Raw genomic sequence first — 12,722 nt, 5'->3', positions numbered from 1 at the left:
TTTTACTAAACTGGCATTTCTGTTGTTAATTTAACATATTTAGTCTGGGAGAGCCAATTTTGTTGTGATAGCCACAAGTTGTCAATCATGCTTTATTACAAACTAGTAGGACATACCCCTGTTGCTGTTAATTCATTGTCAGAGTGGCAAAATTATTTACACTCAGTACAAGATTCACTCAAACATCTAGTTGCCGAAACTATAGTTGGGGATGCCAAAGTATCAACTAGTTTTTCGGGATTCGATCTCACTTTTGGAGATCCCCCGTTGCTTTTTGAAACGATGGTTTTAGGCGGGCCTCATCACGGGAGAATGCAGCGTTATTCTACATGGGAGCAGGCACTAATCGGTCACGATCGTACCGTAGTAGAAGTTATGACTACCTCACCACCAGATGAGTAGTCTCAAATCAATACAGGATTATATTTAATACTTAATAATTTACACAAAACTGGATGAACTACAGCGCAGATTCTTTACCTGAGATCAAACTCATTCCCCTTGATCGTGAAGCTCTACATTTCAGACAGCCAGGAGAAACTAGAAGACCACCAACCGATATTCGATGGGTAAAAGTTCTGGAATTTTTACGCAGCAACAATCTCGCACCCAACAGCCGTAAGCTTTATGAGCGCGAACTAAAGCGGTTTTTGGCTTGGAGTGAACTGCACTATCATGAGCTACGCCCACGTCACCTTGCACTATATAAAGAGTACCTGCGGGATGAACTGCGGACTGATGCAGGTAATCCCCTTTCAAAAAGCAGCATCAATGCGGGAATTGCGGCACTCAAAAGCTTTTTCAAATGGATGTCTTACACGTATCCTGAAATTATTGCTACTAATCCTACACTGGGGATAAAACTGGAAAAAGTGCCACTACCACCAGCCCAGAGTTTAACCCCAGAACAGATGGAACAGGTTTGGTCAGCGTTAGAGTTATTGGGAGAAACAAAGCAACGGGATACAGCACTTGTTCACATTCTCAGTCATGGACTCCGGGCAGGGGAAGTTGTACAGCTAAATGTTGGCTCATTTGATGGCAAGCTGCTATTTTTACCAGACACCAAAACCAATGAACCACGCTTAGTTCCACTGCGAAAAGAGAGCCGGGAAGTTTTAGCAGAGTATTTGCGATCGCGAGAAGAAAGGAGTGAGGTGTTAAACAGCGACTCCCCACTGATGATTTCACACCATGCTTCATACAAAGGTGAACGCTTGAGTTATTACGGTATTTACTTCGCTGTGGAAAAAATCGGTGAATTAGCTCAAATTGAAGATTTGCATCCTCACTCCTTTCGGCATACCTACGCTACGGATTTAATATTACTAGGTCTTGACCCAACTCATGCCCGCAAACTCACTGGGCATCATAGTGACAGAGCTTTTCGGCGATATACACTTCGTGGCGAACAACAAGCTGCGATCGCTGCCTACTATCGTGCGATTGGTGAAGAGGAAGCAGAGTAGATTATGCCCAAGCCGTTAGATCCCAAGTGTCAGCTATGTTCCAAACTACCAACAACCCAAGCTAAAGTGCTGCATGGAACAGCAGGGGATGGATGTTGGAATCCCAAAGTCTGCCACAATCGCCGCTCATTCTATCGCCACCGCTCCCAGAATAATTCAGCAGAAATTGATTCAGTAACAGTCGAACCACCAACGACATATTTTGCAGTGCTGTATTTGTATAAAGAACCAGGGGATAAACCATTACACGCGTTAGGTGCAGAACTCTGGCTAGGGCAAAAGCCTATTTGTCGCCTGGAACCAATTCACTGCTTTGGGCTAACGGCTGGTAAGATACGCGCCTATACAGATCAGGTGTTGCAGGCTTTTGCAAAACAATACAGTGTTTCACTATATCAATATAAGGATATGTTTGAGATTACCTCAAGCTACTGCCCAGTGCGCCCTTGCCCCTTGCATCCACAATCTTAGAGATGACTACATATCGTCAATTAACAATCTGGGATGTGCTTGATGAGTTGTCCGAATCTCCACCCACATCAACACTAGTACCGATGTGGGAATGTTTAGATGCCGAGCTAGAAAAATTACCCTTAGAGGCACAGTTATTAACCGCAGCGCTTGCCTTCAGTCAAATTGCGGATATTCTCAAGTCTCGTGCCGAAGTGCTGTTGCAAGATACCCGCGATCGCAATAGTCTTTTGGGGCCTATTGTTAGCACCGATCTCTTTGCTGGTCTAGTGCGGACAACAATGCACCTAGATTTAGATGATTTGATTGAACCGGAAACACCACAAACCTTTAAACCACACGGCCCACACCAATTTTCATATCCTAACCAGGAGGGTGATTCTGTAGCAGCACCTGTTGAAAAAGCGAATGTTTTGGCAATGCTCAATGAGGTGACAACTTTAGAAGATGTCCGCAATTTGGCATCAGATGAGGATGTCCAAAAATGGCAGAGCGCCATCGCTAACCATCTGATGAATGTCAAAGATGAGATTTCTTTAGTTAAACTGCAACGTGTGTTGCAAATGCCAATGGTAGAAGTATGGTTGGGATTATTGCTGGGTGGCTTTACCTTGGAGCAACGTGGAGATTTTTATCACAACCATAATGTCTGGGTGAAAAGCTCTCCTTCCTACTATGAATCTATCCCACTATTTTAAAAATCCCTACTTGTCTTCGTAAAATATGCTTGAAAAGCTTGATTTTTCGTTTTCATTCTTTAACAAAATTAAGCTTTATAACACAAAAATGATTAGTGGGATAGCTTCATCAAAGGTGCGTTTTGAATCAGTTCTGCATTATCGAGTTCTGAATCGATGATTTCGATTGAAATATACCGTCCACGATTACCACTTGAAAACAGATCAAAAAATTCACCCCATCGCTCACGCGGCACAGATTTTTTGATGTCAATTTTACTTAGGCATCATGTAAAAATAAGTTGTACAAAATTTATTTGGAATAGCGTGCTAAATCTAGCTTTCACACAAAAACTGTTCAGGTTATTTTTACACAAATCCTTACCATGATGATTCCTTTAAATATCTTCAGAAATTAAATATGCGTTATCCAGAACCGAATGGCATTAAGAAAACCGGAAACGCTTATCAATTAAGCGCTTTGCAACTGCTTACGTAATTCATGCCGTGGTTTCGTCATTAAGGGGTAAGCTTTCGGGCGGCGTTTACGAACCCGTGCTTCACTTCTACCGGGGCGATCGCTATAATTGCATTGATGAATCGGATGCAAGTTGCTATTTCACACACCTTGCAATCCGACCATTTTCTATTCTCTCTGCTTAGAGTGATAGAGCGCTAATCCTAATTAAACAACCACAAAATTGTTTTTGGTTGGTGACAACCCAGCAGATAGTTGTGCAAATTGTAGCTGAGTAAAAGCGATCGCACTGCCATCTTGGTCAAAGAACAATGCACCTGTAACATCGTTGTAAATAAATCGCTGAGTGCTAGTGGTTGCAGATGCTCCAATAGTAAACTGATTAGCTGAAAGTGAGCCTGGTGATAATCCGCCACCAAAACCAGCAACCGATACCCGAATCACTTCATTAGTAGTGTCAAAATCATAAACTCTATCAATGCCTCCATTGAAACTATTGAAAGTAAAGGTATCAATACCAGATTCTCCAATTAGGCTATCATTACCGTTGCCACCTATGAGGGTATCATTGCCACCACCACCTTTGAGAGTATCATCCCCATTGCCCCCCACAATCAAGTCATCGTAAAATGTACCGATGATATCTAATCGCTCGATATTCTTGTAGATAACCCCATTTGTCCCTGCCGTAATTGATCCTTGGTTAGTGGTAAAATTGAAAGTCGAAGTGATTGCCTTGCTATCATCACCGTCATGGACGATCAACAAATCGTCACCTTTGCCCCCATCTATCGTATCATTGCCCCTAATAACATCAGCCGAAGGTATATCGAACGGGCGAGGGTAAGTATAGTTTCCTATTATACTATCGTTGCCTTTGCTCCCCACAATATTGTCATCGTAAAATGTACCTGAGATATTTAATCGTTCAATATTCTTGTAGCTAACTCGATCCCCACCCGCACTAATTGAGCCAGTATTAGTGGTAGCATCGAAAGTTGAACTGATTCCCCCTGTAGGATTGCCGGGATAGGACAACAAATCGTCACCTTTGCCCCCATCTATCGTATCATTGCCATTGCTGCCCAGATCGAGCGTATCATTGCCATTGCTCCCCACAATATTGTCATCGTACTCTGTACCTGAGATATCTAATTGCTCGATATTCTTGTAGCTAACCCGATTCGTACCTGCCGTAATTGAGCCAATGTTAGTGGTAGCATTGAATGTCGTTGTGATTCCCTCACTAACATAGGTAGAAAACCTCAACAAATCGTCACCTGTGCCCCCATCTACAGTATCATTGCCATTGTTGCCCGGATCGAGCGTATCATTGCCATTGTTCCCCACAATCAAGTCATCGTAAAATGTACCGATGATATTTAATCGCTCGATATTCTTGTAGCTAACCCGATTCGTGCCTGCCGTAATTGAGCCAATGTTAGTAGTGGGATTGAATGTCGTTGTAATTCCCCCAGTAGCACTACCGTCATCGACGAGCAACACATCGTCACCTATTCCCCCATCTGTCGAAGTAATTCCTGCGGCATCATATCTGGGATTGACGATCAACAAATCGTCACCTATTCCCCCATTTAAAGCATCATTGCCACTATAGCCCCCGTTGAGAGTATCATCTCCATTGCCCCCCACAATCAAGTCATCGTAGTTTGTACCAATGATATCTAATCGTTCGATATTTTTGTAGCTAACCCGGTTCGTGCCTAGCTTAATTGAGCCAATGTTAGTAGTAGGATTAAAAGTCGAAGTGATTCCCCCGGTAACACCGTAGAAAGAATATCTGGTGTCATAGGACAATAAATCGTCACCTTTGCCTCCATCTATCGTATCATTGCCACTGTAGTTCTTGGAGAACGTATCGTTGCCGTCACCACCATTCAGCAGGTTATTGCCTTTTGAAAAGTTAACAATCAAGTAATCGTCACCAGCGCCGCCGTTAAGGGTGTTGTTACCAGAGGAATAATACTCCGGCTGACCGCCGCGATCAAAAGAGACTGAGGCAGATAGAGTATCGTTACCATCATCCCCAGACAGCAGCTGATCGCCTCCCAAAGAATCAAGATTTGAATAACCAATAATCAAGCCATCGTCGCCAGTACCACCAAGAAGGGTATCATTTTCGCTACCACCAAAAAGGTTATCATTGCCCGCACCACCCCTCAACAGGTCGTTACCAGTACCACCATAGAGTGAGTCATCCCCTTCACCACCATAGAGTGAGTCATTCCCTTCACCACCGTTGAGAGTATCATTGCCTTTACCACCCATGAGAGTATCATTCCCTTCACCACCGCGTAGTAGGTCGTTACCACTCAAGCCATCGATTTTGTCATTACCCCCTTGACCATTCACCACATCATTTGAGTTGTCTAAACCTGTAATGTTGTTGTTGAGGTCATTGAGGAATGTCACCGTGTTCTTGTTAAACAGGTTAGTTTGAGTGGAGTTGGCATCAAACACATCAAAACTGTCGGTGATGCTGGTTTGTCCCTTAAACGGGATATTACCAAGAACAGGTCGTGAAGAAGTTGCTGACAGATTATCCAGGTTTTCTAATTTGAAGTTTTGAAGGATTACTTTTGTACTACCAGCCACCTCTTCAAAGGTGATTTCCAGATTGCTACCCTTCTGAGTAAGCAGCAGATTTGGGGCAGTATAATAATAACCTTCAAATTGGATGGTATCCACTTCGGCAATTACTTCTGCTGAGGGAGTTATGCCCTTACCTACGCCACCGAAATCAGTAATAGTATCGGTGTTCGGATAAGGCCCATAGTCTATGTAGACAAATTTATCCTTACCACCGCCACCAGTCAGAAAATCGTTGTCCTGATCTAAGAATGTATCGTTATTACCATTACCGTTAATCGTATCTGCGCTGTTAGTACCCACTAGGGTATCATTCCCGTTGGTTCCAATGATATTTGCCATAACTTTTTCCTATCTGAATCGATTTTTCGAGTAAATTAATTTCTCAAGTTGCAGTTAGCGCTGTTTGAGCGCCCAAAAATTCGCCAAATGTTGACGTTTCGACGTTCTTTCATGTCACTCTAAAGGGTTATGAATGGCACGAAAAAAAGATATAGTCCTTGCTCTGACTGGAACAAGCCTGGAAGGTCTGCCGCCTCCAGTAGCTTGAATTGAGGCAGAAGCCCACTTTAAATACATTCCCAGCCTCCAGGCTGGGAACAAGACGACACAAGCCTTTGGGCTTTTCTTAGTGCCATTCGGGTTTGTCTCTAATGCTTATAAAAGCAGCCGGAGTCTTGTTTGGGGTCTGAAACAGTCTTTAATTACGAATTACGAATTACGAATTACGAATTATGAATTACGGATTATTTCTTTGTACTTACCGCAGCAGCTTCGGCATCTAGTCTGGCGGCGATCGCTTCTAAGGTTGCTTTTTCAGCCTCTTCAATGGTGGTGATCGCTAGGAAAGTCGCCGTAACTGCATGGTTTTCAGCATTGGGTGATTGATATCTATCGATGGATTGTAAGTGTTGTCACCCGCCACGAAGAACAGAAGGGTTTTGTTGTATTACCCAAACGCTGGCTTGTTGAGAGGACTTTTGGTTGGTTTAATTGGTGTCGGCGATTAAGTAAAGATTATGAAATCTTACCGGAAACGACAGAAACCTTTGTTTACGTTGCGATGATTCGTCTGATGCTCAAACAACTTGCGTGATTAAAATTACCTCTCAAAAACTTTTCAGACATCCTCTTAGCATCCAGCTTTGTCTTCGCTTCATCAATTTAAGATTCAATCTCAGTTTGAGTTTTTTTCGGCGCAGATTGAATACTTTCTCTCAGCGATTTTACCCGAACTTCAACCGCTTCTAAATTGTCATGAAGATTTTTGGTGAAGTTATCAATTGCAGTACTCATGATAATTGCTCTACTATGTTGAATTTCGGAAATCTGGCTATATTCTTATCAAGTTAAGATTGAATCTCAGTTTGAGTTTGTTTAGCCGCACATTCAATGTTTACAATTTTTGACCAACATAACCTCTACCTTTGGAACGTTTTAGTGGAATTCATACAATTCATACACTATCTAACCCCTTTTTGACACCTATTTTCTATTATAATTGATTCTTTTTTGCTGCTTTTAGCAAGAGTTTTAGTACTAGGTTCAGACAATCATCTTGCAGTATTGTTGCCACTATCTTAAACTACGAATAGAACGTATTTTAACTGATTTTTCACAAGCAAGTGTAAGTATATTATTTGAAGAATAGTAATTAAAATCAGGCTTTCTTGTAAAAATATACTTATCGATTTCGCAAAAACACCTCAACTAATGCTGAGAAAATAATGCGTATAGACTCTGGTGGGCGAATGTTCCCGTATTTTTGAAGTTTTCTATAATATTTTCTATAGTAATTCCTTGAACGCTATCAATAACCAAGATAAAAAGGTGAGATTTTTGTAATCAACCAAATAACCCTAGAAATCTAAACATCAGTTTGTCATAGTTTAAGAGTACTCCATTTAATAAATCTCTAATTACTAATAAAAATAGATGAAATCTTGAAGGAAAACGCAAAACGACTAGAATCTGCGATCGTCGCCTTTGTGCTTATTGCACAGAGTACAGGATAGGGCTAAATTTTCCGCTTCAGTCCATCCACTATGTTTTTCAGCAATGATGTGGTCAATCTCATGAGGCGCAAAGGTCGCTACATCAGGAATTAGACAATACTCACAACAAGCTTTTGCCCGTTCATAAACCTGTCTTCGGAGAGCGACAGGAATATAGGTTTTGCTCATTCTGCGTCAGCTTCTTTAATCTTCAAGAAGGCTCTAGCCTTAGCCATTCTGACAATATGCTCTAAATATTGATACCCTTGCCATTGCTGCTCTTCTGCTGCGGTTAAACCTACTGTCCGATTTTTCTTTACCAGAGTGTTAATTTGAGCTTGCAGCGATTCAGAGGGATGCAGGGCAATAATGGCTTCAGCAGTAGGTAGGCTTGCCAGAAATTCTACGACTTCTGCCATACCTGAAAATCCTGACTGAGCGATCGCATTCAGTTCTCGTAACCCCAACTCTAGGATTTGAGGCAGTTTGTCTACAAAGGGTTGAAGCTGATTGACAACTTCATCAGGTAAGTCAAATGTAACTTGCATAGACGTTTGCTTTTACTACAAGGATACACTTTCTGGATTTTAGCTACCACAGAGGACACAAAGGGCACCCAGAAATAAGAGTTTGAGAGGTTTCTTGCGTAAGTCCTATTTAGGAAAGCTAAAGAGCGATCGCGCTCTAGTTCTAAAAAACTCTTTTAACATTGCCTCGTCGCTGATTACGAAGTAATAGCTTGCGAAGTTCTTCTGCACCAATCAAAATGGGTGGACAGGCTAACAAAATCAACCAATGCCAATTGGCTAGTGAAGCCGTTCCAAATACTTGTCTGAAGGGTGGGAAGTCGATGAATGCGAATAGGGCAACACATTCAACACTTATTCCTAACCAGAGCAAGCTATTATTTGACCACGACTGACGGAATACAGAACTCCAATCAGACCGACAGGCAAATAAGTTACCCACTTGACAAGCCACGATTGCTGCCAGAGTCATGGTTGTTGCTTGGCGATAGATTGCTGTCACCGTAGGATCGGCTGTATGGGAGAGGATCGTGGGCGTGACTTGTTGCAAATCTGCCAAGGAATAGCCATAGCTCCACCAGACAATCATAAAGCCCAACATTGATAAAACTGCTTCGATCGCACCGAGAAAGAGATAGGCGCGTAATAGTAAGGGAATATTGAGCAGAAACTCTTCTTTGGGACGGGGTGGACGATCCATAATCCCAGCTTCGGGAGATTCTGCACCTAGAGCTAGGGCAGGAACCATGTCTGTGCCCAAGTCTACGGCAAGAATCTGCAAAATCGTCAGCGCGGGTGGAATCTTGAAAGCAACCATGCCTAAAAATGGCACGACTTCTGGCACATTTGACGCGAGGATGTAGGTCATGAACTTGCGGATATTTTGATAAATCGCCCGTCCTTGCTCGATCGCTACCACGATCGTGGCAAAGTTATCATCGGTCAGCACAATATCTGCCGCTTCTCGTGCCACATCCGTACCGTTCTGCCCCATCGCAATGCCGATATTTGCCGCTCGTAAGGCAGGGGCATCATTCACACCATCACCTGTAACTGCCACAATTTCGCCGATGTCTTTGTAAGCTTGTACCAATCGTAATTTATGTTCAGGCGACATCCGCGCAAACACTAAGCCGAAGCGATATTTCACCACTTGTTGCAATTGGGCATCGGAGAGATGTCCCATACTTTCACCGGTGACTACACGCACCTGTTCGCTAACTAAACCAATTTGGCGGGCGATCGCTTCAGCAGTCAGTCCATAATCACCTGTTACCATCGTTATTTTGATTCCAGCTTGATGGCATTGGGCGATCGCTTTCGATACTTCAGGACGCGGCGGATCAAACATTGCCACCAGACCGATGAAGATCAGGTCTTGCTCTAAATCCTCTGCTTTGAGATCGAGCAATTCCTGCCCACCTTTACGCGTCGCCAGACCTAACACCCGAAATCCTTGCCGTGCTAAATCATCATTTGCTTTGACAACTTCATCCCAATAGTCGTGAGTCAACTCCTGCGCCTCACCATCGCGCAAAATCAAATGACAATGTTTCAGCACTTCTAATGGTGCGCCTTTAGTGAAAGCAAGATGAGGAGACTCATTTGCCCATAACTCTGAAGATTGCCAATTCAACACCACAGTCATCATTAGGCGGCGAGAGTCAAAGGGAATTTCCCGTAGGCGTGGGTACTGCTTTTGGAGATTTTCTAAATTTAGTTCCGCTTTGGCCGCCGCCACCAATAGAGCCGCCTCTGTCGGATCGCCAATTTCTTGCCAACGACTAGGCGCATTGAGATGCACCAGACGGGCATTAGAACAGAGTGCTGACCCGATTAGCAAAATCTTGGCTTTCCAAGCAATTTTGGAGTCCGAGGGAATGTTGACTTTGCCATTAGTGGGATCGTAGCCTGCACCCGTGATTTCAATCAGCGCCTTAGTTGATATATCAGGATTAGTATTTGCAGTATTTGATGGCGGTTGACGAGGGAGCCAGAGATAACGTACCGTCATTTCATTTTTGGTTAATGTGCCAGTCTTGTCTGTACAAATCACCGTGGTAGCGCTGAGGGTTTCCACTGCCGAGAGCCGCCTTACAAGGGCATTGCGCCGCGCCATACGGTTAACGCCGAGTGCTAATGCCAGCGTTACTGTTGGCAGTAAACCTTCAGGGACATTGGCAACAATAATCCCGATCGCAAAAATAAAGCTCTCGGTGACATCCATGCCAATTAGCAAATAACTAAGTAAAAATACTGTCAAACCCATAGCGATGGCGATCGCTGTGATAATTCGCACGATGCGGGCAACTTGAATTTCTAAAGTACTTGGTTCCCGTTTCACCACCGTGGTTAAATGCGCCACCTGACCAAATTCAGTCTGTGCGCCCGTCGCATACACCACCGCCACTCCTCTTCCTGCTGCTACGGTCGAACCTGCTAAAATGAGGTTGGCAATTTCTGATGGATTTACCTTTTCTTGCAAGGGCTGTTCCCCTTGGCGCAGAATGGTTTTGCCACCACGCACCGGAACCGCCTCGCGCAGACTTACAGGGGAAGGACTTCGTGCTACAGGCAGAGATTCGCCTGTCATCACCGATACATCAAGATATAAACTTTCTGCCGAAATCAAACGGGCATCCGCAGAAATGCGATCGCCTTCTTCCAATTGTATGACATCGCCGCGTACCAGTTCTCTAGCAGGAATCTCCTTGAGTTCACCATCACGATAGACTTTTACCTGCGTCGGCAAGACTTTTTTTAAAGCAGATAGAGCTTTTTCGGCTTGAAACTCTTGCGAAAAGCTAAAGATGGCATTAATCCAAATCACCGCCCACACTGCCCAGCCCAGTTCAGGTGTGCGCGAAATAAATGCCAAAATTCCTGCAACCCACAGCAGCAAAGCCATAAAGTGTGTCAATTGATCAGCAAACCTTAGCCACAATGGACGATGGGCGGGTTCAGGCAATTCATTTGCACCAAATTTCTCTAATCTCTCTCTAGCTTCATCCTGCGATAATCCATTGGCAGCAGTGCTTAGAGATTCATAGACCTCTTCAAATGATAATGCCCATAATGGTTGGTGTAATGATGGCATCCTCATCTGCTCCTGTTTTGTGATGGAAGGTGGTTAGCTTTGTATCTTTGCTTTGCGCGGCGTAAAGTGCGTTTATAAAACTCACATTGAGTTACAGAAGTAGAGGATTAAATAAAATATAGACCCAACAGCCTTATTACTCCCATTACCCATTAACTGTGACAGGGGATTGTTTGATTTTCTGAATGAATTGATTGAATACGATACAAAATATAACTAAAAAGGTACGACTTAAGCTCCATCGACTTTACCCGTCAATCGTCAACTAAATGGCGATCGCCCAAAATTTCACGGCAAACACATCTAAATTACTCTTAGTTACAACCAAGGTTGAGAAGCAACGAAAAATTACCATTTATCCTTTGATTTATTTTTCAAACCTTAAAGCGATCGCTAAAAAAGCGATGGGTTATGTCGGTTGTTACCCGCCATAATAAACAGAAAGGTTTTGTTGTACTCCCTAAATGTTAGTTAGTTGAGCAAACATAGGTAGGTTTAATCGGTGCTGACAACTGAAGCATTTATTATGAAATTCTACCTGAGACAACTGAAGCATTTATTTATGTTGGCATGATTCATTTGATGCTAAAACAACTTGCGTGATTCAACTCACCTATCTAAAACTTCTCAGATATCCTCATATCTATCTAAAGACTGTTTTTATTGAGGATATATGAATATGTTTGATCAAATAATAAAACTTTTTTACTTTTATCGTTGCTTTAATCACTAACTAAATGGGATTCGATTGGCGGCTCCAATGGTAACGCCAACCAAAGCCAAAGCTACAGTACCCAAACAAGTCCAGGGATGACGACTGCTAAAGCAACCGTGACAATCCGTACTCCTTAAACTGGCAGTTTCCAGCGCTGTGCGATCGCTGCACACACTCCTGAAATTACTTTGTGGCGATAAAAATGTGTAACAGCTTAGATCGGTTCTTGCTGACTGCTAACTCCATCAGTCGTGCGTCCACTTATTTCACTCTCGTGGATGCGGTAAATTGCGATCGCTTCTGAACGTCCCTCAGAATCAATCCAAGTTCGATTGATTGCAGGTGAGAGCGTTGTATTGCGCTCTTTTATCAAGTGCATTGCCCGATCGATGTCTGAATGCTCGGTGAGGCGTGAGGCTCGACCATTCACAATCACGCTGCGCCAATGAAGGGGCCCGTGAATTTCTTCAACCTGTAGGCAGATTTCTGGATTCGCATCTATGTCGTGAGTCTTCATGCCGACCGTTGTAAACAGGTAGATGTCCTCTTCTTCGAGATAATAATACATTGGCATCACGTAGGGTTTGCCTTCGTGTACGCAGCCAAGATGACCGTATCCCAGGGGAAACGCACCTTATTTCCTAACAAAAACTAATAAGGATTTCAAAGTCATCTATACAAGTG

The 12,722-nt window shown here is 43.3% G+C and carries 12 protein-coding genes and 1 pseudogene; 6 read left to right on the top strand and 7 right to left on the bottom strand.

The features are described from left to right. The first annotated feature begins 87 nt into the window (after nt 1–87). Genes HWQ42_RS00655 through HWQ42_RS00640 form a run of 4 tightly spaced genes read left to right on the top strand, consistent with a single transcriptional unit; the run spans nt 88 to nt 2,638 of the window. Complete coding sequence (locus HWQ42_RS00655) at nt 88–402, top strand: hypothetical protein (RefSeq protein ID WP_292808412.1); 315 nt, start codon at nt 88–90, stop codon at nt 400–402. 53 nt (nt 403–455) lie between these two features. Beyond that, nucleotides 456–1,469, top strand: a complete 1,014-nt coding sequence (locus HWQ42_RS00650) for a site-specific integrase (protein ID WP_292808410.1) — start codon at nt 456–458, stop codon at nt 1,467–1,469. Between the two features lie 3 nt (nt 1,470–1,472). Beyond that, complete coding sequence (locus tag HWQ42_RS00645) at nt 1,473–1,940, top strand: hypothetical protein (RefSeq protein ID WP_292808408.1); 468 nt, start codon at nt 1,473–1,475, stop codon at nt 1,938–1,940. Nucleotides 1,941–1,942: 2 nt separating this feature from the next. Beyond that, nucleotides 1,943–2,638, top strand: a complete 696-nt coding sequence (locus HWQ42_RS00640; protein ID WP_292808406.1) for a hypothetical protein — start codon at nt 1,943–1,945, stop codon at nt 2,636–2,638. Between the two features lie 451 nt (nt 2,639–3,089). On the opposite strand, the gene HWQ42_RS00635 is transcribed toward HWQ42_RS00640, so the two are convergent. Continuing rightward, nucleotides 3,090–3,227 (bottom strand): hypothetical protein, encoded by a 138-nt coding sequence (locus HWQ42_RS00635; RefSeq protein ID WP_292808415.1) that lies wholly within the window; start codon nt 3,225–3,227, stop codon nt 3,090–3,092. A 75-nt stretch (nt 3,228–3,302) separates the two neighbouring features. Further along, nucleotides 3,303–6,047, bottom strand: coding sequence for a calcium-binding protein (locus tag HWQ42_RS00630; protein WP_292808404.1), 2,745 nt, complete (start codon nt 6,045–6,047; stop codon nt 3,303–3,305). Between the two features lie 550 nt (nt 6,048–6,597). On the opposite strand from HWQ42_RS00630, the pseudogene HWQ42_RS00625 reads away from it, so the two are divergent. Then, nucleotides 6,598–6,801, top strand: a pseudogene (locus HWQ42_RS00625) (transposase); the annotation flags it as partial. Between the two features lie 68 nt (nt 6,802–6,869). Here the strand turns inward: HWQ42_RS00625 and HWQ42_RS00620 are convergent. The 4 genes from HWQ42_RS00620 to HWQ42_RS00605 all read right to left on the bottom strand — a co-directional run bounded on the left by HWQ42_RS00620 (nt 6,870) and on the right by HWQ42_RS00605 (nt 11,323). Then, on the bottom strand, nt 6,870–7,001 hold the full coding sequence (locus HWQ42_RS00620; protein ID WP_292808402.1) for a hypothetical protein: 132 nt from the start codon (nt 6,999–7,001) through the stop codon (nt 6,870–6,872). A gap of 668 nt (nt 7,002–7,669) precedes the next feature. Then, nucleotides 7,670–7,888, bottom strand: coding sequence for an HNH endonuclease signature motif containing protein (locus HWQ42_RS00615; protein ID WP_292808400.1), 219 nt, complete (start codon nt 7,886–7,888; stop codon nt 7,670–7,672). Beyond that, nucleotides 7,885–8,247, bottom strand: coding sequence for a hypothetical protein (locus tag HWQ42_RS00610; protein ID WP_292808398.1), 363 nt, complete (start codon nt 8,245–8,247; stop codon nt 7,885–7,887). The genes HWQ42_RS00615 and HWQ42_RS00610 overlap by 4 nt, the downstream gene beginning before the upstream one ends. Nucleotides 8,248–8,389: 142 nt before the next feature. Next, nucleotides 8,390–11,323, bottom strand: coding sequence for a cation-transporting P-type ATPase (locus tag HWQ42_RS00605; RefSeq protein WP_292808396.1), 2,934 nt, complete (start codon nt 11,321–11,323; stop codon nt 8,390–8,392). Nucleotides 11,324–11,592: 269 nt separating this feature from the next. On the opposite strand from HWQ42_RS00605, the gene HWQ42_RS00600 reads away from it, so the two are divergent. Beyond that, nucleotides 11,593–11,757 (top strand): hypothetical protein, encoded by a 165-nt coding sequence (locus HWQ42_RS00600; protein WP_292808394.1) that lies wholly within the window; start codon nt 11,593–11,595, stop codon nt 11,755–11,757. Nucleotides 11,758–12,252: 495 nt separating this feature from the next. On the opposite strand, the gene HWQ42_RS00595 is transcribed toward HWQ42_RS00600, so the two are convergent. Continuing rightward, a complete protein-coding gene (locus HWQ42_RS00595) occupies nt 12,253–12,660 on the bottom strand; it encodes a pyridoxamine 5'-phosphate oxidase family protein (RefSeq protein ID WP_292808414.1) in 408 nt (135 codons plus the stop codon). Nucleotides 12,661–12,722 lie beyond the last annotated feature (62 nt).

The organism is Nostoc sp. JL23, assembly GCF_017115065.1.
Classification (GTDB): domain Bacteria; phylum Cyanobacteriota; class Cyanobacteriia; order Cyanobacteriales; family Nostocaceae; genus Nostoc; species Nostoc punctiforme_A.
The sequence above is the reverse complement of the archived record's forward strand: the minus strand, read 5'-3'. Positions and strand labels throughout refer to the sequence as shown.